This is a genomic window from Paraburkholderia sp. SECH4, from assembly GCF_030511745.1.
Lineage (GTDB): Bacteria > Pseudomonadota > Gammaproteobacteria > Burkholderiales > Burkholderiaceae > Paraburkholderia > Paraburkholderia madseniana.
On sequence record NZ_JALOCP010000001.1, the window covers coordinates 384,968 to 406,491 of the forward strand.

General features: G+C 62.7%; 19 protein-coding genes and 5 tRNA genes. 7 read left to right on the forward strand and 17 right to left on the reverse strand.

The features are described from left to right. Positions 1-13 precede the first annotated feature (13 nt). The 4 genes from M0D67_RS01620 to tsaB are packed head-to-tail and all read right to left on the reverse strand — an operon-like array spanning position 14 to position 3,360. Positions 14-1,039 carry a DUF1853 family protein gene (locus tag M0D67_RS01620; RefSeq protein WP_171925508.1) on the reverse strand — a complete coding sequence of 342 codons (1,026 nt, stop codon included), beginning with the start codon at positions 1,037-1,039 and terminating at the stop codon, positions 14-16. After that, complete coding sequence (locus M0D67_RS01625) at positions 1,036-2,070, reverse strand: uracil-DNA glycosylase (RefSeq protein ID WP_171925507.1); 1,035 nt, start codon at positions 2,068-2,070, stop codon at positions 1,036-1,038. Before M0D67_RS01625 ends, M0D67_RS01620 begins: the two co-directional genes overlap by 4 nt. Next, entirely contained in the window at positions 2,057-2,551 is a 495-nt protein-coding gene (gene rimI, locus M0D67_RS01630) for a ribosomal protein S18-alanine N-acetyltransferase (protein ID WP_154567298.1), read from the reverse strand. The genes M0D67_RS01625 and rimI overlap by 14 nt, the downstream gene beginning before the upstream one ends. Then, positions 2,548-3,360, reverse strand: a complete 813-nt coding sequence (tsaB, locus tag M0D67_RS01635) for a tRNA (adenosine(37)-N6)-threonylcarbamoyltransferase complex dimerization subunit type 1 TsaB (RefSeq protein ID WP_171925506.1) — start codon at positions 3,358-3,360, stop codon at positions 2,548-2,550. Before tsaB ends, rimI begins: the two co-directional genes overlap by 4 nt. A gap of 163 nt (positions 3,361-3,523) precedes the next feature. Here tsaB and M0D67_RS01640 point away from each other — a divergent pair, with 163 nt between their 5' ends. The 3 genes from M0D67_RS01640 (at position 3,524) to aceA (ending at position 7,710) form a co-directional block, all read left to right on the forward strand. Beyond that, a complete protein-coding gene (locus M0D67_RS01640) occupies positions 3,524-3,793 on the forward strand; it encodes an acyl-CoA-binding protein (RefSeq protein WP_054041059.1) in 270 nt (89 codons plus the stop codon). A 493-nt stretch (positions 3,794-4,286) separates the two neighbouring features. Continuing rightward, the gene (locus M0D67_RS01645; protein ID WP_171925505.1) at positions 4,287-5,900 is read left to right on the forward strand and encodes a DEAD/DEAH box helicase; all 1,614 of its coding nucleotides are present in this window, start codon (positions 4,287-4,289) and stop codon (positions 5,898-5,900) included. A 505-nt stretch (positions 5,901-6,405) separates the two neighbouring features. Further along, on the forward strand, positions 6,406-7,710 hold the full coding sequence (aceA, locus tag M0D67_RS01650) for an isocitrate lyase (RefSeq protein ID WP_054041024.1): 1,305 nt from the start codon (positions 6,406-6,408) through the stop codon (positions 7,708-7,710). 261 nt (positions 7,711-7,971) lie between these two features. Here aceA and M0D67_RS01655 read toward each other — a convergent pair whose 3' ends face one another. Next, complete coding sequence (locus M0D67_RS01655) at positions 7,972-8,406, reverse strand: universal stress protein (RefSeq protein ID WP_097389632.1); 435 nt, start codon at positions 8,404-8,406, stop codon at positions 7,972-7,974. A gap of 234 nt (positions 8,407-8,640) precedes the next feature. Beyond that, positions 8,641-9,552 carry a LysR family transcriptional regulator gene (locus tag M0D67_RS01660; RefSeq protein ID WP_266236994.1) on the reverse strand — a complete coding sequence of 304 codons (912 nt, stop codon included), beginning with the start codon at positions 9,550-9,552 and terminating at the stop codon, positions 8,641-8,643. Between the two features lie 178 nt (positions 9,553-9,730). Here M0D67_RS01660 and M0D67_RS01665 point away from each other — a divergent pair, with 178 nt between their 5' ends. Continuing rightward, entirely contained in the window at positions 9,731-10,591 is an 861-nt protein-coding gene (locus M0D67_RS01665) for a (S)-2-haloacid dehalogenase (RefSeq protein ID WP_266236996.1), read from the forward strand. An 83-nt stretch (positions 10,592-10,674) separates the two neighbouring features. After that, on the forward strand, positions 10,675-12,291 hold the full coding sequence (gene aceB, locus M0D67_RS01670; RefSeq protein ID WP_154565826.1) for a malate synthase A: 1,617 nt from the start codon (positions 10,675-10,677) through the stop codon (positions 12,289-12,291). Between the two features lie 246 nt (positions 12,292-12,537). Here aceB and M0D67_RS01675 read toward each other — a convergent pair whose 3' ends face one another. Together M0D67_RS01675 and rraA are read right to left on the reverse strand one after the other, a co-directional pair. Continuing rightward, positions 12,538-12,939, reverse strand: a complete 402-nt coding sequence (locus tag M0D67_RS01675; RefSeq protein ID WP_154565825.1) for a gamma-glutamylcyclotransferase — start codon at positions 12,937-12,939, stop codon at positions 12,538-12,540. Between the two features lie 54 nt (positions 12,940-12,993). Then, a complete protein-coding gene (gene rraA / locus M0D67_RS01680; protein WP_154565824.1) occupies positions 12,994-13,488 on the reverse strand; it encodes a ribonuclease E activity regulator RraA in 495 nt (164 codons plus the stop codon). Between the two features lie 221 nt (positions 13,489-13,709). Here rraA and M0D67_RS01685 point away from each other — a divergent pair, with 221 nt between their 5' ends. Further along, positions 13,710-14,579, forward strand: a complete 870-nt coding sequence (locus tag M0D67_RS01685; protein ID WP_154565823.1) for a helix-turn-helix domain-containing protein — start codon at positions 13,710-13,712, stop codon at positions 14,577-14,579. Between the two features lie 39 nt (positions 14,580-14,618). Here M0D67_RS01685 and M0D67_RS01690 read toward each other — a convergent pair whose 3' ends face one another. The 7 genes from M0D67_RS01690 to gltX all read right to left on the reverse strand — a co-directional run bounded on the left by M0D67_RS01690 (position 14,619) and on the right by gltX (position 17,529). After that, on the reverse strand, positions 14,619-15,083 hold the full coding sequence (locus M0D67_RS01690; RefSeq protein ID WP_054041032.1) for a GNAT family N-acetyltransferase: 465 nt from the start codon (positions 15,081-15,083) through the stop codon (positions 14,619-14,621). Positions 15,084-15,236: 153 nt separating this feature from the next. Continuing rightward, positions 15,237-15,313: transfer RNA gene (locus M0D67_RS01695), tRNA-Asp, on the reverse strand. Positions 15,314-15,395: 82 nt separating this feature from the next. Continuing rightward, a tRNA-Glu gene (locus tag M0D67_RS01700) sits at positions 15,396-15,471 on the reverse strand. Between the two features lie 61 nt (positions 15,472-15,532). Continuing rightward, positions 15,533-15,609: transfer RNA gene (locus tag M0D67_RS01705), tRNA-Asp, on the reverse strand. Between the two features lie 82 nt (positions 15,610-15,691). After that, positions 15,692-15,767: transfer RNA gene (locus tag M0D67_RS01710), tRNA-Glu, on the reverse strand. A 154-nt stretch (positions 15,768-15,921) separates the two neighbouring features. Beyond that, positions 15,922-15,997: transfer RNA gene (locus tag M0D67_RS01715), tRNA-Ala, on the reverse strand. Between the two features lie 122 nt (positions 15,998-16,119). Next, positions 16,120-17,529 (reverse strand): glutamate--tRNA ligase, encoded by a 1,410-nt coding sequence (gene gltX / locus M0D67_RS01720; RefSeq protein ID WP_154566956.1) that lies wholly within the window; start codon positions 17,527-17,529, stop codon positions 16,120-16,122. Positions 17,530-17,944: 415 nt separating this feature from the next. Here gltX and M0D67_RS01725 point away from each other — a divergent pair, with 415 nt between their 5' ends. Continuing rightward, complete coding sequence (locus tag M0D67_RS01725) at positions 17,945-18,895, forward strand: patatin-like phospholipase family protein (protein ID WP_154566967.1); 951 nt, start codon at positions 17,945-17,947, stop codon at positions 18,893-18,895. 196 nt (positions 18,896-19,091) lie between these two features. On the opposite strand, the gene M0D67_RS01730 is transcribed toward M0D67_RS01725, so the two are convergent. Then, complete coding sequence (locus tag M0D67_RS01730) at positions 19,092-19,757, reverse strand: C40 family peptidase (RefSeq protein WP_154566955.1); 666 nt, start codon at positions 19,755-19,757, stop codon at positions 19,092-19,094. 137 nt (positions 19,758-19,894) lie between these two features. Continuing rightward, on the reverse strand, positions 19,895-21,520 hold the full coding sequence (locus M0D67_RS01735) for an ABC transporter ATP-binding protein (RefSeq protein WP_266237200.1): 1,626 nt from the start codon (positions 21,518-21,520) through the stop codon (positions 19,895-19,897). Between the last annotated feature and the right edge of the window lie 4 nt (positions 21,521-21,524).

Genomic DNA, 21,524 nt, shown 5'->3' on the forward strand with positions numbered 1-21,524 from the left:
GCGCATGGCTATGCTACTTCCGCGCGTAGATCTGCGCCTGTTCTGGCCAATCGTCCGGCACGATGAAGCCGCGCGAAAGTTCTGCAACAGTACCCACGCCGTCGCTGGCGAACGCCGCGACCATCGTTGGTCCATGCTGATGTGATGTCTGTTCAGCAAGCATCTGTTGATCGACGAAAGCAAATCCTGCGGCCTGGGCTTCACCCTCTTTATGCCGCCGCGGCGCAAGCCATTCCAACCGTGGCAGCACGCGCCACATTTGCGCATGCGCCGCGGCAAAGTCTGTCCATTCGCTGCGGGTCACCCACCAGCCACGGCCATGCGACGGATCGAGCTCCGCCGGATCGACCGGCGTCTCGCCAGCACGATAGAACAGCCAGCCTTTGATGAACATCTGCGGCGTCCACGGCCCTGCATGACCGACCGATGCGAACTCTTCCCGTGCGCTCAACGGCAGTTGATGATTCAGCACATGCGCGAGCTTCAGATCGAAGCGGTCTTTGAGATTCGGGCCGACGTAGTCGGCCAGGCGCGCCACCGACCGCGTGGTCAACTGCGCACGGCTTTCGCCCGCATGCAGATAGCACTTCACCGCCAGCTCCCAATGCAGACGCGTGCCCTGCTGCGTCTGCACGAGAAAATCGCATTCACCGAGCGTGACGCCCGAGTGTCGCAACGGCACGCCAGCCGCGACCAGCCGCGCCGCTGGTCCATGTTGCAGGAACCATCCGAGCAGCCGTTCGGCGTAGCGGCCAAGACGCGTGATACGCGTCGCGGCGAGATCGCGGTGCAGGTCGGCCGGATCGGCGTCCAGCGCGCGTAACCAGTCGACGGTTGCATCAGCTTCCTGCTGCGTGTCGAAAGGACTGGCGAGCGCGCCTACCGGTGGTTGCGCGCGCAACAAATCGGCGCTCAGCAGCAGCCACGCGAGATCGCGCACGGCCGGTTCGCGCAATGTATCGAGCAGGTTCCCGAGGACCGCCGCGGATGTGCCGGGTGCGGCGGCGAAGCGCGCCGCCGGCCCGCTCGCGTCCGTCACTTGGCCGCGTTGGACGGCACGCCGCCCGCCGCGAGCCACGTGTCGCGCGCGAGGCACAGGTCCGCCCAGGCCTTCGCCTTGTCGGGCAGGCTGCGCAGCAGGTACGCCGGGTGATAGGTGACGATGACCGGCACGCCTTCGTATTCGTGCACGCGGCCGCGCAGCGACGAAATGCTCGCTTCGGTCCTGAGCAGACTTTGAGCGGCGAAGCGGCCGAGCGCGACGATCACTTTCGGCTTGACCAGCGCGACCTGTCGTTGCAGATAAGGCTCGCAACGCGCGACTTCATCCGGCTCGGGATTGCGGTTGCCCGGCGGGCGGCACTTGATCACGTTGGCGATATAGACGTTGCTGTCGCGCGCGAGCGTCAGCGAACGCAGCATATTGTCGAGCAGCTTGCCCGCCTGGCCGACGAACGGCTCGCCCAGGCGATCCTCGTTCTCACCCGGCGCTTCGCCGATCAGCATCCAGTCGGCGTTGCGATCGCCGACGCCGAATACCGTGTTCGTGCGTTTCTCGCACAGACGGCAGCGTTCACACGCGGCGACCTGCTCGCTCAACGCGTCCCAGTCGAGCGTCTGGATCGATGGGGGCTCGGGCGCCTCGCGGCGCGCTTCAACGGGAGCGTGGGCCGGCTGATCGTCGAACCATGCGAAATCGTCGTCGGGTGGAGCGTCGAACGCCGGCGGCTCGGGTGTACGAGCCTGCTGCGATGGCTGCCGCGCTACGGCCGGCGCCTGCATGCGTCGCTGCGGCTCCTCCGCCGGGGGAGCAAGGCGCTCGCCTTGTCGAGCTTCGCCGGTTCGCATCGCGGGCTGCGCAGCGTCCCAGCCATCCTGAGCGAGCGTGGACGACGATGGTTCACCCCCCGCCATCCGCGAATCGTCGCGACGCGCTATCTGATCCGCCGACCCAGCACCGCCCTGCTCGGCACCGGCTTCGACTGCGGGTTCCTGCGCCGCCGACATCCCGCGACGCACCCACAGCGGCGCGAGCCCGAACTCTTCCAGTACCGATTCATGCAGCGCCATCTGCGCCCTCCGTGGCAAACGAGAAACGCATCACGATGGCGTCCTCCCGGCTGCGATGCCGCGCCGGATAATAGTTTTTGCGCCGGCCGATCGACGCAAAGCCGAAGCGCTCGTAAAGCCGGATAGCCCGGTGATTCGAGGGCCGCACTTCGAGCAACAGCCCGTCGAGTTTTTCGGCGCGCGTAACGCGCACCGCCTCACGCAGCAGCGCGAGCCCGGCGCCGGCGCCTTGCGCGGCGGGCGTCACGCACAAATTGAGCAGATGCATTTCATCGACCACCGGCATCAGCACGCAATAACCGATCAGCGAGCCGGTTACGTGACGCATGCAGATGCCGAAATAGCCGTTGCGCAGCGAGTCGCCGAAATTGCCGCGACTCCAGGGGAATTCGTAGGCAATCTTTTCGATGGCCGCGACCTCGTCCAGATCGGCTTCGGTCATCGGCGACATATAACGGTCCGCCAGCAACACCCCGCTCATTGCCGGCCCTCACCTTGATCCGCTTCATGCGCCACCCTCGCAGCTTGCTCGGCCTTGGCGGCTTTTTCAGCGACGCGTTCCGCCGTAGTCTGGGCAACCTTGTCGCGAATGTATTCCGGCGCGGCCTGATCCGCGGGCACGGTGCGGCCGGCGCGAAACGCGCGCAACGCCGCGTGCGCGAGCGGCACAGCATGCGGCAGTGCTTCGCCGTCGACGGTTCGCGCAGCCGCGACAGCGGGCAGCCGCGCGCCGAAGGCCGCAGCAGCATTGCCCGCCAGGGTGAAGGGGACGTCGGGCAACACGAGCCGCTCCGGCGCGTCGAGCGAAGCCGCCTGTAGCGTGCGCCATTCGCCAAGGGCGGCGTCCCAGGCGTAGTCGGCCCAATAGATTTCGTCCATCCGGGCGTCGAGCGCGGCGAGCACGCGGGTCGCCGACGGATCGCGCAGCCGTGCGCTTTCCGCGCAGGCCAGCAGCGTGCTGACCGGCACGACCGGCAGGTTCAGGCCGAATGCGAGGCCCTGAGCAACGCCGGTCGCGGTGCGAAGACCTGTGAATGAGCCGGGGCCGGAGCCGAAGGCAATGGCGTGGCAGTCCGCCAGTTTCAGGCCGGCTTCGTCGAAAAGTTCGCGAATGGCGGGCAAGAGGCGCGTGCTGGAGACTGCGCCGGTTTGCTCGTGGCGCATCCAGATCCGGGGTTCGGCTTTGCCTTGGTCCGCTGTCTGGCTCGCCGCGCCGCCGACGGCGGACAGGAGCGCTACCGAGCAGAATTCGGTCGAGGTATCGAGAGCAAGAAGCACAGTTTGAGTCATGGACCGTATTGTAATCGGCACGGCGCGTGCAGATGCGGTTTTGGGTGTGCCTGCCGGGCGGGCAAGAATGTTTGGAATAAGCCCTCGGCCCCGCCGCCGCATGCAGTTGCTATGATCATCGGCCCAGCCAGAACCAACCCCGCCAGCCGGGCAAAAAACCACCATGACAGACATCAACGCGCAATTCGTGCAGGCCCAGGAAGATGCCAAGCAACTGCCCGAGCGTCCGGGCAACCTTACCCTTCTGCGCCTTTATGCCCTCTACAAACAGGCCATCGACGGCGACGTCCACGGCGACAAACCCGGTTTCACCGATATCGTCGGCAAATACAAGTACGATGCGTGGGCCGCGCTCAAAGGCACCGCGCCGGACGCCGCAAAGCAGCAATACGTCGAACTGATCGAAGCCCTCAAGAGCGGCACCGCCGCCTGAATCTGACCCTGCGGCTAAATCCGTCGCCGGAACGGCAGGCCGCGGCAGCCCCGCGGCCAAGTCCTTAGGTGTAGGCCCAGCGGGCCGACTCCTTAAGCCTATTCGGGCAGCCAAACGAAAGTTTTCCGCCAGGAAACTTCCTAACAGTGGCGCAGTGCAACAAAACCCTATACAATGCTGCCTGCGCTTCACTGCTTTGCCCGGCTTTCCTCTAGCGGCCTTTGCGGCGCAGCGCCTCGTAGCGTTTAGCTCCAATCCAGTTTAGAACCTGTCCCCTCCTGCCTAGCCCCCTACGGGCGATCATGTCCCAGGCTGGCGGCACGCCGTGTTGGCATGTCGCATCCGATACAGCTTCTAACGAAAAGCTCGCCTTCATTGTCGCGAGCTGCCCCCGTTTTTCGATTTGCTCGCTGCTTCTTTGCTCGCTGAATCCGACGACTTGGGTATGCCGATTGGCGCCGACGTTTTAATTCCCTGTGTACCAAGGATTCTCATGACTTCGAGCAATACCCCCAGCAGCCCGTTGAACGCCATCGCCGATCAAGCTCTCGGTTTCGCCGACGCTCCCGCACAAGCCGCAGTTGTTGCCGCTCCGGAAGCTGTCGCCGCAGAAGCCGCAGCGCCGACCGGCCCGTCGTTCGCGTCGCTCGGTCTCTCCGCGGATGTCGTCTCCGCCCTGACCGCCGCTGGTTATCAAAACCCGACTCCGGTTCAGCAACGCGCGATCCCCGCTGGCATCGCCGGCCGCGATCTGATGGTCTCGAGCCCGACCGGTTCGGGCAAGACCGCCGCGTTCATGCTGCCCGCCATCGAACGTTTTTCGCAACTGCAAAAAGCACAAGCCAGCCAGCCGCGTGAACCGCGTCCGGCTGACGGTGCCCGCACGCGCCGTCCGCAACCGGTTGCCCGTCCGACCATGCTGGTTCTGACGCCGACCCGCGAACTCGCGATGCAGGTCACCACCGCCGCTGCCACGTACGGCAAGCACCTCAAGCGTCTGCGCACCGTCAGCATTCTGGGCGGCGTCGCTTACGGTCAACAATTGATGCTGCTGGCAAAGAACCCGGAAATCCTGGTTGCTACGCCGGGCCGTTTGATCGACCACCTGGAACGCGGCCGTATCGATCTGTCGCAACTGCAGATCCTCGTCCTCGACGAAGCCGACCGCATGCTGGACATGGGCTTCATCGAAGACATCGAAACGATCGTCGCCGCTACGCCGGCTTCGCGTCAAACCATGCTGTTCTCGGCTACGCTCGACGGCAAGATCAGCTCGCTGACCGGCCGCCTGCTGAAGGATCCGGAGCGGATCGAGATCGTTCAACGCCTCGAACAACGCACCAACATCGCGCAAACCGTCCACTATGTTGACGACCGCGATCACAAGGATCGTCTGCTCGACCATCTGCTGCGCGACGAGGGCCTCGACCAGGCTATCGTCTTCACGGCAACCAAGATGGACGCTGACCAACTGGCTGGCCGTCTGGCAGACGCCGGTTTCGAATCGGCTGCCCTGCACGGCGATCTGCCGCAAGGCGCACGTAACCGCACGATCAAGGCTCTGCGCGAGCGCCGTGTGCGCGTGCTGGTGGCAACGGACGTCGCCGCTCGCGGTATCGACATCCCGGGCATCACGCACGTGTTTAACTACGACCTGCCGAAGTTCGCTGAAGACTACGTGCACCGTATCGGCCGTACCGGCCGTGCTGGCCGCTCGGGTATCGCAGTGAGCCTCGTGCACCATGCGGAACAAGGCGCGCTGAAGCGCATCGAGCGTTTCGTGCGCACCCCGCTGCCGGTCAACGTCGTCGAAGGCTTCGAGCCGCGTAAATCGGCTCCGTCGGGCGGTGGCCGTCCTGGCTTTGGCGGCCGTGGCCGTCCGGGCGGTGGCAACGGCGGTGGCCGTCGCTTCGGTAGCGGCAGCGGCGCAGGCAAGCCGGCTGGTAACGGCGGCGGTTCGCGCAGCGGTAGCGGCAATGGCGGCGGCTGGGCTGGCAAGTCGGCTGGCGGCGGTTCGCGTGAAGGCGGCTTCGGCGGCGGTTCGCGTGACGGTGGCTACGGCGCACGCCGCAGCGACGGCCCGCGTACGGCGCGTCGCGGCAGCTAAGCAGCGACTGCTTGGCAGTCATCAGGCAAGCCTACTTACGTGGCTCGTTTAGCGCGTAAGGCAGCCTGAAAAGACCCGGACGGCCCCGCGCCATCCGTCAGTCGAAAGAAACCGGTGCTCAGGCACCGGTTTTTTTTCGTCCACACTTTGGGCACCGGCGAAATTTCACGATGTGGAAAATTTTTTTGCGTCGTAAAAAATCGTGCTGCAAGGCACAACAGGGCCTATTGCAAGATGGAAAAAGACGTTTCTTAATGCGAAACGCGTGATGCAAGCATTTGATTTTTAACAAAAATAAATATTCGAAAAACGCTCCTTGGCGGCTATTGCGCGGCGATCGATTTGCCTAGACTCTTATATAAGACTTCACGAAACGAAACGCCTCAAACGGCCAGCCGCTTCGACGAAGACCGCAAGTTTCTTGCATGGGACCAGAGTAAGCGCTAAAGCGCCAACTCTGGTCGACAGAGTCACCTATCCATTACAGGCAACCAAGGAGCACACCATGTCGCGCGAACAACAAGCCAAGCAACTCCAACAGCAATGGGAAACCGATCCGCGCTGGAAAGGCGTGAAGCGTACGTACACGGCCGAAGACGTGATCCGTCTGCGCGGCTCGCTGCAAGTGGAGCACACGCTTGCCAAGCGCGGCGCGGAAAAGCTGTGGGAGAGCGTCAACAACGAGCCGTTCGTGAACTCGCTCGGCGCGCTGACCGGCAACCAGGCGATGCAACAGGTCAAGGCCGGCCTGAAGGCGATCTACCTGTCGGGCTGGCAAGTGGCGGGCGATGCGAACGTGGCCGGTGAAATGTACCCGGACCAGTCGCTGTACCCGGCGAACTCGGTGCCGCTCGTCGTGAAGCGCATCAACAACACGCTGACGCGCGCTGACCAGATCCAGTGGTCGGAAGGCAAGAACCCGGGCGACGAAGGCTATATCGACTACTTCGCCCCGATCGTGGCCGACGCGGAAGCCGGTTTCGGCGGCGTGCTGAACGCATTCGAACTGATGAAGGCCATGATCGAAGCAGGCGCCGCAGGCGTGCACTTCGAAGACCAGCTCGCTTCGGTGAAGAAGTGCGGCCACATGGGCGGCAAGGTGCTCGTGCCGACCCGCGAAAACATCGCCAAGCTGACCGCCGCGCGTCTGGCCGCCGACGTCTCGGGCACGTCGACCGTGCTGCTGGCTCGCACCGACGCGGAAGCCGCCGACCTGATCACGTCCGACGTGGATGACAACGACAAGCCGTTCCTGACGGGCGAACGCACAGTGGAAGGTTTCTATCGCACGAAGCCGGGTCTGGAACAGGCAATCTCGCGTGGCCTCGCCTACGCGCCGTACGCCGACATGATCTGGTGCGAAACCGGCAAGCCGGACCTCGAGTTCGCGAAGAAATTCGCCGACGCGATCCACAAGGAATTCCCGGATCAACTGCTGTCGTACAACTGCTCGCCGTCGTTCAACTGGAAGAAGAACCTGGACGACGCAACCATCGCCAAGTTCCAGCGCGAACTCGGCGCAATGGGCTACAAGTTCCAGTTCATCACGCTGGCCGGCTTCCACGCGCTGAACTACTCGATGTTCAACCTGGCGCACGGCTATGCCCGCAACCAGATGACCGCCTTCGTCGAAATGCAGCAGGCTGAATTCGCTGCGGCCGAAAAGGGTTTCACCGCGGTCAAGCACCAGCGCGAAGTCGGCACCGGCTACTTCGACGCCGTGACGCAAACGGTCGAGCGCGATGCATCGACGACCGCGCTGCACGGTTCGACGGAAGACGAACAGTTCTTCGACAAGAAGGTCGCTTAAGTACCCTGTGGTCTGATCGCGGGAACGGCAAGGCAGAAAAAAAAGCGGCTCCGTTAGAGAGCCGCTGTCAGGGAGGAGCAGCCATCAGGGCCGAAGCACGCCGGTCTGCCCTGATGGCTGGAATCTGGGAGAGATGGCGGTAGTGCAAACAAAGCCAGCACAACGCATTGTGCGGCGAGCATAGGACGCGCCGGCCTCATCGTCGGCGCGTTTTTTTTGCTATGCCGTTTTTTCCCGCGACGGGAATCGCGAGTGCGCACCTCAGCGGTACACGATGACTGGGATCTTCGTATGCGTCAGGACCCGCTGCGTCTCGCTGCCGATCAGCAAACTGCCGAGACCGCGTCGCCCATGCGATGCCATGAAAATCACGTCGCAGCCGCCCTGCTCGGCCGCTTCGATGATGCCGAGGTACGGCGCCGGATGCACGCTGGTACGACTGTCGAACGCGACGCCGACGCGGCGCGCGGCCAGTTCCACTTCTCTCAGGTGCACCTGCGCTTCACGCTCGCTGCGCTGCAGAAACTCGACCGGCGGCTCGATCACCACGTCGGAGAACGGCGAGTACGGATATTGCGGCAGACACGCGTAGGCGGTAACGCGAGCGCCGACGGCCTGCGCGAGATCGATGGCGCCGTCTATCGCTTTGCGTGACAGGTCTGAACCATCGGTCGGAACCAGGATGTGCCTGAACATGATGCCCTCCGTCGCCGGCTGCGTGCAGCGCGGCGTCAGCGTCCCACGAGGCGCGGCTTGAAAGCCGCTTCAATCGATTGTAGGTCGCAGAAACGCGGTCAAGGCCGTCGTGCGGGTCTGTCCGCATATCGGAAACCCGCTGCGCCGGTCCGCGTGGGAGTCGTGTGTGGCGGTTGTGCAGGACGGCATAAGGATCGTTGCGCCGGTCGCCGGTCACCGGGCCGCAGCCGCAACTCAGCCGCCCTCGCCCCAGTAATCAGGATGGCCGTACGTATGCTTGAGAAAGTCCAGAAACAGCCGGACCCGCAGCGGCAAATGCCGGCGCTGCGGAAAAACCGCATGGATGCCGATCGGCGGCGCGGCGAACTCGTCGAGCACGCTCACCAGCCGGCCGGCCGCGATGTCCGTGCCGACCTCCCACCACGAACGCCATGCGAGCCCGTAACCCTCGAGGCACCACTCGTGCAGCACGGCGCCGTCCGAGCATTCCATCGTGCCGGACACCTTGATCGACACGACCTTGTCGCCCTGCTGAAACATCCAGCCGCGCTGCTGGTTGGCGCTCGCGCCGAGCGCGAGGCAGTTGTGATGCGCGAGATCGGCCAGCGTATGCGGCGAACCGCGCCGGCTCAGATACGACGGCGAAGCCACGCACACGCGCCGGTTCTCACCGAGCTTGAGCGACACCAGCGACGAATCCGGCAATTCGCCGAGGCGCACAGCGCAGTCGAAGCCCTCGTTGACGAGATCGACCAACCGGTCAGACAGGTCGAGCGTAATGGATACATCCGGATGCGCAACGGTGAAGGCCGGCACCAACGGCGCAACATGCCGGCGGCCAAACCCGGCCGGCGCCGACAGCCGCAAATGGCCGCTCGCCTTCACGCCGCCTGCCGACACACTGGCCTCGGCGTTCTGCATGTCGTGGATGACGCGCTGGCAATCTTCGAGAAACGCCGAGCCTTCGAAGGTCAGCGTGATCTTGCGCGTCGTGCGCAGCAGCAGTTTGACGCCAAGGCGCTCTTCGAGCGCATCGATGCGGCGGCCGATGATGGCGGGCGCGACGCCCTCGGCGAGCGCCGCGGCGGACAGGCTGCCCTTGGCTGCGACGGTAACGAAAGTCTCGATCTGCTTGAAACGATCCATGGGGAGCGGAGCTGCGACGCCTCGAAGGATGTCCCCTTGGGGGCGTTGTGCAGGAAAGTGGTCGGTGCGCGTCAGATTAGGTGTATGAAAGTAAAAGATCAAGTGATGTTTAGCCTCTTTTTTAGCGTGGAGCATCACTAATACAATCCATCCTGACCTCTGATAGGAGTGCACGGCAATGTCGGCCACAACGACACCCTTCCCCAAAGCAGTGATTTTCGACGCGTACGGCACGCTTTTCGACGTGCATTCGGTGATCGCTGCCGCGGAGCAGATGTTCCCGGGCCACGGCGACGCGCTCTCGCAGTTGTGGCGCCAGAAACAGATCGAATATACGCAGTTGCGCACGCTCGCCGATCCTGCGGATGCGCTCGGCGCACATTACCGGCCGTTCTGGGACATCACGCTCGACGCCTTGCGCTTCGCCGCCAAGAAACTGCATCTGACGCTGGGACGCGCGGCAGAGAAGCGTCTGATGGACGAATATGCGTGCCTGTCCGCCTTTCCCGATGCCGTGCCCGCGCTGCGCCAGTTGCGCGACGCGCCTTCGGCGTCGTCCGGGTCCGCATCCGCGCCTGCGGGCGGCAAAGCCGGGGCAAGCGCAAGTTCAACAAGGCCCGGTCTCGCGATCCTCTCGAACGGCAATCCGCAAATGCTCGACATCGCCGTGAAGAGCGCCGGCATGACGGGCCTGTTCGACCATGTTCTGTCCGTCGACACAGTACGCGCCTACAAACCCTCGCCCGCAGCCTACACGCTCGGCACACAAGCCTTCAACGCAGAGCCGCGCGAGATCGTCTTCGTGTCGTCGAACGGCTGGGACGTGGCAGGCGCGGGCTGGTTCGGCTTCACAACTTTCTGGCTTAACCGGCAAAACGCACCAGCCGAAGAACTGGGCGTCATGCCGCATGGCGTGGGCGGAGGCATGAACGATCTGCTCGCGTTTCTGAAGTCCCTCGCGTCGCCCGGCCGCAATAGCGGCACGGGCAACACCGGCAATCCCGGTGGCAGCCGCACACGCCACAGCCCTGGCGCATGACGGCTACCACCAGGATCGCGCGACGCAATTCAACCGCATCTCAACATTTGCACCTTTGCAATCTGACCGACCAAGGAGAAACCATGGCGAATCCGCTGTCATCGCAATCATCGCTGTCGCTGCCGCTGCCGCAGGGCATGGAAATCACGGCTGAGATCAAGCCGGGCTATGAAGCGATCCTCACCCGCGAAGCGCTCGAACTCGTCGCCGCGCTGCATCGCACGTTTGAACCGCGCCGCCAGCAATTGCTGCAAGCGCGTGTGGAACGCACCAAACGTCTCGATGCCGGCGAGCGCCCCGATTTCCTCGCCGAAACGAAAAGCGTGCGCGAAGGCGACTGGAAGATCGCGCCGCTGCCGCAAGATCTGCAATGCCGCCGCGTGGAAATCACCGGACCGGTCGAGCGCAAGATGATCATCAACGCGCTGAATTCGGGCGCGGATTCGTACATGACCGACTTCGAAGATTCGAATGCGCCGAGCTGGGATAACCAGATTACCGGCCACATCAATCTGAAGGACGCAGTGCGCCGCACGATTTCGCTCGAACAGAACGGCAAGTCGTACACGCTGAACGACAAGATCGCCACGCTGATCGTGCGTCCGCGCGGCTGGCATCTGGACGAAAAGCACGTGACGGTGGACGGCAAGCGCGTCTCGGGCGGCATTTTCGATTTCGCGCTCTTCATGGTTCACAACGCGAAGGACCAGGTTGCACGCGGAACGGCGCCCTACTTCTATCTGCCGAAGATGGAGAGCCATCTGGAAGCGCGCCTGTGGAACGACATCTTCCTCGCCGCCCAGGAAGCCGTCGGCGTGCCGCGCGGCACGATTCGCGCGACCGTGCTGATCGAGACGATCGTCGCTGCATTCGAAATGGACGAGATCCTGTACGAGCTGCGCGAGCACAGCTCGGGTCTTAACGCCGGCCGTTGGGACTACATCTTCTCGGCGATCAAGAAGTTCAAGAACGACCGCGATTTCTGTCTCGCCGACCGCTCGCAGATCACGATGACCTCGCCGTTCATGCGTGCCTACGCGCTGCTGTTGCTGAAGACCTGCCATCGCCGCAACGCGCCGGCAATCGGCGGCATGAGCGCGCTGATCCCGATCAAGAACGATCCGGCCGCGAACGACAAGGCAATGGGCGGTGTGCGCTCGGACAAGGCACGCGATGCCGGCGACGGTTACGACGGCGGCTGGGTCGCGCATCCGGGTCTCGTGCCGATCGCGATGGAAGAATTCGTCAAGGTGCTCGGCGACAAGCCGAATCAGATCGGCAAGCAACGCGACGACGTGCTCGTCACGGCGGCCGACCTGACGGACTTCCGCCCGGAAGCGCCGATTACCGAGGGCGGTTTGCGCAACAACATCAACGTCGGCATTCACTACCTGGGTTCGTGGCTCGCGGGCAATGGCTGCGTGCCGATTCACAATCTGATGGAAGACGCCGCCACCGCGGAGATCTCGCGCTCGCAAGTGTGGCAATGGATTCGCTCGCCGAAGGGCAAGCTCGAAGATGGCAGCAAGGTCACGGCCGAGTTGGTGCGCGAGTTGTCGGCAGAAGAACTCCACAAGGTGAAGCAGGCAGTCGGCGGGGATACAAAGCCGTACGATCGCGCTGCACAAATCTTCGAAGAGATGTCGACGTCGGAGAAGTTCACCGACTTCCTGACGCTGCCGCTGTACGAGGAAATCTGAGTTATCTGAACGGCCTCAGGCACGAGCCTCATTTACGAGCAATAACGACGTCGTACCAGGCCCGCTTTCACCAGCCACGCAAGATGAAAGAGCGGCCTGGGTCGCAAGGCTGACCGACCGCGCGGCCCGACAGGCGTATGCCTGCCGGGCCGTTTTTTTATGTGCTCGCGAGGTGCTCGTTATGCGGTCGTTATGCTTGCGCCGTGTACTCGTGGTGCGCTCGCCGTGGGCTAGCTATGCCGCGCCTCAGCGCGTGCTGCGATACTCGACCCAATCGCCTGACCTGATTTCCGGGTGACCCTTCACCACATTGGGCGCGACCGGATAGAAGCGGCAGTTCACGACGTTACCGTCTACTTTCACTATCACTTCTCGCGCGAGGAAGCGATCTTCGACGCCGGGATACACCGCTTCGATCTCGTCGAGCACCGCCACCAGTTCATCGTCGATTTCGTAGACGTCGCCCGTGACGTCCACGCCCGCTTCGTCGACCACCAGGCCCGGATACAAGCCGAAGTCGAATAGATGGCCGCGCACCGTGGCCGTGCCGAGAAAATTCGGCGCGGCGATTTCGTTGCGCGCCGCAGCATCTCTGAGGTCGTTCACTTCACCGGCACGCAATGTGCCGTATACAAAAACGGTCTGCATCGTCGTTTGCTCTCCTTGATGATGGGTTCGGCTTGCCTCGGCTGTTGCCGGGGTTCAGTTCAACGACGTGCTCGCCACCAGCACGCCGTCGATATCCGCATAGATCCACTCGCCAGGACGTACCAGTGCGCCCGGCAATTGCACCGGCACGTCGCGCTCGCCGGTGCCGAGCTTCTTGCCGCGCCTTGGGCAGGTCGTCAGCGCCGCCACGCCGACATTGACTTCATTGAGCTCCAGCGCGTCGCGCACGCAGCCGTTCAACACGATGCCCGCCCAGCCATTCTGCTCGGCGATTTGCGCGAGGTTGCCGCCCACCAGTGCGCAACGAAGACTGCCACCGCCGTCGACGACCAGCACCCGGCCGGCGCCCTTCTCCTCGAGCGTGGCGCGTACGAGCGCGTTGTCTTCGAACACCTTTAGCGTTACCGCCTCGCCGCTGAAACACTCGGCACGGCTGAAGAGATGAAAGACCGGTTCGAGCACACGCAGTGTGCCCAAGGCCAGTTGGTCCTCGTGTGCGTCGCACAAGTCGGCGGTTGCAAAACTCATGACCTTCTCCTCGGGATCCGTGTACTCGGGACATTATGCAACGTTGACTCCGACGTAACACCTACAATGAGAGGCTCGCGGTGGTTTTGGGTCTGTGCCTTCGGGTCTGTGCTCTCGGGGTCCGCGCTTGATGGCTCTGTGCGTGAGCGCTGCCTGCTTGCGCGTTGTGCGTTTACACCCACTGCAGTTTTTGCGTTCCATCCATTGGATCGATCTTCAAGATGAATTCGTCCACTGACTCAGCCCTGTCGAGCCAGGTCCACTTCGCCGACATCCCACCCGAATTCCAGCCCACGCAAACGCACCCGATCCGCGTGCGCTCGCGGCTGATGCCGTCGGGCTGGCGCATCGCGCGACACACGCATGCATGGGCGCAGGTGGCCTACGCATCACGCGGCGTGCTGCGGGTCGCGACGACCGGCACGACGTGGATGGTGCCGCCATCCCGGGCGATCTGGGTGCCGCCGCACGTGACGCACGAAGTGGTCGCAGTCGAAGAAGCCTTTCTGCGCACGCTCTACATCACCGAAAGCACCGTCCCGGCCGGACTGGATACGCCGCGCGTGGTCGAAGTATCGGATCTGCTGCGCGAAGTCATCGCAGCGCTCGATACGCCAGGCATTTCGGCGACGCGCGAACAGTTGCTAGGCGCGCTCGCGTTAGACGAACTGACGCGTTCGGAGCCACTGCCGCTGTCCGTGCCGATGCCCAACGAGAAGCGTTTGCGCGCGTTGTGCGAGGCTGTGATCGCGGACCCGACGCACGGCGAGTCGCTCGAACAATGGGCGTTAAGCGCGGGGGCGAGTACGCGCACGATTGCGCGGCTGTTTCGTCAGGAGTTGGGCGTGAGCTTTTCGCAATGGCGTCAGCAGGCCATTCTCGCGCGCGCGATTCCGCTGTTAAGCCAGGGACGGCCGCTTTCACATGTGGCGCAAGAGCTGGGCTATCAGAGTCAGAGTGCGTTCTCGGCGATGTTCCGGCGAGCCTTCGGCGAAAGTCCGCGGGCGTTCATCGAGCGTGGCGCTGAACATCGTGTAGAGAGCGGGGATCGGGGCGGCAATGAGGCGGACGAAGAGACCGCGCAAAAGTGACGGCGTAAAGCGTAACCGGCAGCCACTCGCCGCAGTGCGTCAAACGCGCCGCGCCAGATGACGGATCGCCCCGAGTTGCGCCAGACGCGGCCCGGCCAGCTTGTACCCCTTGCGTTGGTACAGCCGCGCGGCAGGATTGTCGACAAACACGCGCAACTGCAACTCGCGCAGCCCGCGCTCGCGCGCCCATTGATGCGACATATCGAGCAGATACGTGCCGGCGCCGAGACGCCGATGCCCTTCGGCAATCTGCACGTCGCGGATATGCAGCGAATCGCCTTCCTGGGTGATGCGCAGCACACCGATCGGCGTGCCGTCCACTTCGAGAATGAAATTCTCCGACTCGCGCCAACTGCCGAGAAACAGATCGCCACGCCAGACCAGATGGTGCCGGCGATAGTAGCCACCCATGTTATTGCGAGTCAGCGCCTCGGCGAACTCGAAATCGTCCATGCTGGCCGGGCGCAGATGAAACGGTGACGGAGCTTCGGTTGGATCGAACATGGTGGAACGACGAAGATGAGTCGGGTCAACGGTAAAACAGGCCGCGCGCGCTGGCAATGGCTGTTTGTCCCGAGCATACCCGGACGATACCCAGGCGGACCGGCTGCGGAAATAAAAAAAGCCCACTTCTTTCGAAGTGGGCTTCTTAAAATCTGGCGGAGCGGACGGGACTCGAACCCGCGACCCCCGGCGTGACAGGCCGGTATTCTAACCAACTGAACTACCGCTCCAGATTTTTGCACCGTGGCTTATGAGCTTGGCTCATTCACCACCTGCACCGCTCATACTACTGACCGAGCGACGCCGATGTCCTGGCGTCCCCTAGGGGATTCGAACCCCTGTACTCACCGTGAAAGGGTGATGTCCTAGGCCTCTAGACGAAGGGGACAACGTACTGCTTACACCTTTAATGAAAAAGCCCGTTCAGGTTTGTATGAACGGGCTTTGTCTGGCGGAGTGGACGGGACTCGAACCCGCGACCCCCGGCGTGACAGGCCGGTATTCTAACCAACTGAACTACCACTCCAGTTTGCCTATCATGACTTGCGAGCGTTGGTTTTTTCTCTGCAAGCTGCGCTGCTTTACTACTACCAAGCGACGCTGATGTTTGGCGTCCCCTAGGGGATTCGAACCCCTGTACTCACCGTGAAAGGGTGATGTCCTAGGCCTCTAGACGAAGGGGACATAATCTTTTCAGATCTGTCTTTATCTTGCTGCTAATTGACGTTAATTTCGTTTCGTCAGCAGCAAAGACCGATATTCTAACTACGTTACAGCGGTTTGTGAAGTCTTTTTTGCTACAAGCTCCAGACTTCGGAACGACTTCACTCTGCTCTGATGGTGGAGGTAAGCGGGATCGAACCGCTGACCTCTTGCATGCCATGCAAGCGCTCTCCCAGCTGAGCTATACCCCCCTTGCAGAACAGAAACGAGATTTTAGAGGCCAATTTGCGCTTTGTAAATACCCTTTGCGCAATTGCATGCGACTTTTTTCGCAAGTCGCATGCAAACCCTCTCAATGCAAATGCGAACGCGCTTAAGCCAACGCTTTTTCGATACGGCTCACGACAACATCGCGGCCAAACAGCATCAGCACGCTGTCGATCGACGGCGTATGCGTGGTACCTGCCACCAGCAGACGAACCGGCATGGCCAGTTGCGGCATCTTCAGCTTGTGCGCGCCAAGCGTTGCCTTCAACGCCGCAGCGATCGCTTCCTTGGTCCACTCCACCGTTTTGAGCGAAGCGGCCAGATCGGCAAGCGCCGGACGCACGACATCCGTGACGTGCTGCGCGAGCGCCTCGGCTTCAGGCGCCGGCGTGCGATAGAACATCGCCGCGTTCTCGGCGATTTCCTTCACCGTCGACGCACGGTCCTTCAGCAAGCCCACCACCGACGTCAGATCGGCGCCCTGCGCAATGGCGGCTTCGTCGATATCCAACCCGGCGAAGAAAGGCTTTGCGAGCTCTGCAAGGCGCGCGTTGTCCGCTTCCTTGATGTAGTGCGCGTTGAGCCAGTTCAGCTTGTCGTGGTCGTATTGAGCCGGCGACTTGCCCAGATGTTCCAGATCGAACCATTCGACGAACTGCTCACGCGTAAAGATTTCCGCGTCGCCATGCGACCAGCCCAGACGCGCCAGATAGTTGACCACCGCTTCCGGCAGAAAGCCCGCGTCGCGATAACCCATCACGCTCATTGCGCCGTGACGCTTGCTCATCTTCTCGCCCTGCTCGTTCAGCACGGTCGGCAAGTGCGCGTAAACCGGCGGCTCAGCGCCGAGCGCACGCAGAATGTTGATCTGACGCGGCGTGTTGTTCACGTGATCGTCGCCGCGAATCACGTGCGTGATGCGCATGTCCAGATCGTCCACCACCACACAGAAGTTGTAAGTCGGCGTGCCGTCCGGGCGCGCGATCACGAGGTCGTCGAGTTCTTCATTCGAGATCTCGATGCGGCCTTTCACTGCGTCGTCCCATGCGACTACACCAGAGAGCGGATTGCGGAAGCGCAGCACGGGCTGCACGCCGGCCGGCGGCTCCGGCAAGACCTTGCCGGGTTCCGGGCGCCACGTGCCGTCATAGCGCGGCTTTTCGCCGGCCTCGCGTTGGCGTTCGCGCAGTGCGTCCAGCTCTTCCGTCGACATGTAGCACGGGTACACGAGCCCCTCGCCCTGCATCTGCTTGAGCACTTCGCGATAACGGTCCATGCGCTGCATCTGGTAGAACGGGCCTTCGTCGATATCGAGGCCGAGCCATTCCATACCTTCGAGAATGGCGTCGACCGCTTCGGTACTGGAACGCTCCACGTCAGTGTCCTCGATCCGCAGCACGAAGGTCCCTTTCATCTTGCGCGCGAACGCCCACGGATAAAGCGCGGAGCGAATGTTGCCGAGGTGGATGAAGCCGGTGGGACTCGGTGCGAAACGGGTACGGACGGAGGTGGTCATTAGCGGTTACTCGGAAGACAGGCGCCGGCGCCGTGGCGAACATTGCCAGTGAAGCGCGGCAGCGGACCGCGTCCATGCAGCAGAAAGCTGCCTTGCACAGACACGAAGGAAATAAATGCGAGAGCCGAATTATACCTTCCGAACACGCGATGCCTGCCCTCGTCCGAATGGCCATTGGCAGCGCACAAGACGCGCGGGAAGCGCGCCTCGGCAGGCCTGAGCGTTTCCTCTGCAACGTTTCATTACCGGACCGACGCGTGCCCGGAGCTTTGATTTATGATGTGCGCGCGCTGCGGGTGGGGATAGAACCACAGCGCATGGAATCACCAGCGGCAATTCCGTCCGTTTGACTATCCGCCTGATCGCGGCACCGGTTGCGCCGATCGTGCCGACTCTGCCGTTGCTGGAGAACCCGTTGAAACCGTCATCCCCTCGCCTCGCCCGTCGCAACTTCTCGTTGGCATGCGCCTCCGCGGTGCTCGCTGCCTGCACTACGACTGGCGGCAGCAAGACCGATAGCACGCCGGTCACCACCACGCCCACCGCCAACCCGCCACCACTCGACAAACCGCAGCGACCGATCCGCGTCGGCCTTGCACTAGGCGGCGGTGCCGCGCGCGGCTTCGCGCACATCGGCGTGATCAAGGCACTCGAGGCGCGCAATATCCAGGTCGATCTCGTGGCCGGCACCAGCGCGGGCTCGGTGGTGGGTGCGCTATACGCCTCGGGGATGAACGGCTTTGCACTGAACAAGCTCGCGCTGACCATGGACGAAGCGTCGATCAGCGACTGGGCGATGCCGTTTCGCACGCGCGGCTTCCTGCAAGGCGTCGCGCTGCAGAACTACCTGAATACGACGCTCAACAACCGTCCGATCGAGAAGATGGTCAAGCCGCTCGGCGTGGTCGCCACCGATCTGAAGACCGGCCAGCCGATCCTGTTCCAGCGCGGCAACACCGGCATTGCGGTGCGCGCGTCATGCAGCGTGCCGTCGATTTTCGAGCCGGTGAAGATCGGTGGGCACGAGTATGTGGACGGCGGCCTGGTGAGTCCGGTGCCCGCCTCATTCGCGCGCAAGATGGGCGCGGATTTTGTGATCGCCGTGGACATCTCGCAGCGCCCGGAAAGCGGCCTCACAGCCAGCTCGTTCGACGTGCTGATGCAGACTTTCACGATCATGGGCCAGACGATCAAGGCTTATGAGCTCGACAAGTACGCCGACGTCGTGATCAGGCCGAATCTGGCCGCGATGAGCGGCAGCGATTTCTCGCAGCGCAACGCAGCGATCCTGGCCGGCGAGGAAGCCGTGGCGAAGATGATGCCCGAGTTGCAACGCAAGATGGCCGCGAGCCGCGCCGCGGTGTAACCCGGCAGGATCGAGCCGGTTATACCGGCCGGGGCGCGGGAGCTGCAGTTGTCGTCACGCACGCAGCGCCTACCCAACCCGGCGTGCCACGCGGAAGATTCCGTGCCATATCGGTCAGCGCCCAAACGCAAAAAGCCTGCTTCGAACGAAGCAGGCTTTTTTGTCGCACCAAAACCGCCGGTGCGGGCTGAATCAGTTACTGGTTGCCGCCGATCGACGCATTCACGCGCTTACGCAGATCTTCGCCTTCCTGATAGGACGTCTCGATCCGGCGTGCACCAGTAAAGCGCTTTTCCCAATACCCGCTATCCATATCGTCGACGCGGATCGTGCTGCCCGTGGAAGGCGAATGCACAAACTTGTTGTCACCGATGTAGATGCCGACGTGCGAGAACGTGCGGCGCATCGTATTGAAGAACACCAGATCGCCCGGCTTCAGGTCGCTGACGCGAACCTTTTCGCCGACGCGGCTCATTTCCTCGGCGCGACGCGGCAGCGCCATACCGAGCGTGTCCTGGAACACGTAGCGAACGAAGCCGCTGCAATCGAGCCCCGAATCGGGCGTATTACCACCCCAACGGTAGCGAACGCCGATCATGTTCAGCGCGCCGACCACCACGTCGCCCGCTTTGCCGGCCATGCCGGACAGGAACGATTTGGCGCTGCCGTCGCTGTCAGGAGCGGCCGATTGCGAATTGAGGGGGGACAAAGAATTCGACCCGCTGGGGGTCGAATATGAGGCATTCTGATTAAAACTGCTTACTTCGTCGGCGAACGCGCCGGGAGCTGCTGCCATCAAGACGCCAATGAACATCCCGGCGACGACGCGCGTGCAAGCCTGGGTTAGGTTTCTGTGCTGCATTGGTCGGTATTTTTTGCCTAAAAATCAGTGGGCTACGGAAAAAAGTTTGGTCGATACTAGCCAGTAAGTATTCACGTGTCAAAACAAATAGAAAAATACAATCGAGACACGCACCCAATTGGTGAAAGAGTGCAAAATCAGTGATCAAGCGCCGCTTTCAGCAGCTTTCGGGTGTAAGGGTGCGCCGGTGTCGCAAAAATCTGCTCAACGTCGCCGCTTTCGACGATCGATCCATTTTGCATGACCGCGACACGATGCGCCATCGCCCCGATCACGGCCAGATCATGACTGATGAAAACGAAGCCGAGGTTGTACTTCTGTTGCAACCCGGCGAGCAGTTTCAGCACCTGCTGCTGGATCGACACGTCGAGCGCGCTGGTCGGTTCGTCGAGTATCAGGATGCGTGGTTCCAGCACCAGAGCGCGCGCGATCGCAATCCGCTGACGCTGGCCGCCGGAAAATTCATGGGGATAGCGGTACAGCACCGTGCGGTCCAAACCGACTTCGCGCAGGACCGACACCACCTTGTCGCGCTGCGCCTCCTGGCTCATTTGCGGCCGGTGCAGCGCAAGTCCTTCGCCGACGATCCGCTCGATGGTTTGCCGCGGCGAAAGCGAGCTGAACGGGTCCTGAAAGACAACTTGCATATTCGAGCGTAAGGCGGTTTGTTCGGCGCCGCGATAGCTGCCGAGCGCCCTGCCCTGAAACTCGATCTCGCCGTGCACCGTGCGTTGCAGACCGAGCAGGGCCATTGCCAACGTCGATTTACCCGAACCCGATTCGCCGACGATCCCCAGTGTCTCGCCCTGGCGCACCGACACGTTCGCATCGGCAACCGCGTGGAAGTGTCCCGAGCGAAACCAGCCGCTCACGCCCGGAAGTTTCGTTTTGAAATCGACCGAGACGTCGCGCGCTTCGAGCAGGACGGGCGAGATCGGCAGCACGGGGACCACCGTGCGCTGCGGGCGGCTCGCCAGCAGACGTTGCGTGTACGGATGCTGCGGCGACTCGAACACCTGCTCGACCGACCCGCTTTCCACGAGTACGCCCTGCTCCATCACCGCGATGCGTTGCGCGAAATGGCGCACCAGATTCAGGTCGTGCGTGATCAGCAGCACGGCCATACCGCGCTTCTCGGCTTCGTCGCGTTGCAGCTCCAACAGCAGCTCGACGATCTGCGCGCGGATCGTCACGTCGAGTGCCGTCGTCGGCTCATCAGCCAGCAACAGGCGTGGACGGCACGCGAGCGCCATCGCGATCATCGCGCGCTGCCGCTGACCGCCCGAGAGCTGATGCGGATAGCTGTTCACACGCTTGCCGGGCTCGGCAATGCCCGTGCGCCCTAGCAACGCCACTGCGCGCTTACGCGCCTCGTTCGCCGTGACGCCGTCGTGTACGACGATCGTCTCCGCAATCTGGTCACCGACCGTATAGAGCGGATTAAGGGCCGTCATCGGCTCCTGGAAGATCATCGCGATGTCCGAGCCGCGCATGCCGCGCATCTCACGCTCGCTTTTCGCAAGCAGGTCCTGGCCATCGAAACGAATCGCCCCGCTCACCTGCGCGTCGCTCAACAGACGCAGGATCGAGAGCGCGGTCACGCTCTTGCCCGAACCCGATTCGCCGACCAGCGCGACCCGCTCGCCGCGTTGAATCGCGAGCGTCACGTCGTTCACCGCGACCGTGTCACCGAAGGTCACGTGCAGACGATCGAGTTCCAGCAGCGGCTGCGTTATAGCCGGTTTTGCGTCGTTCTCCACCATGGCG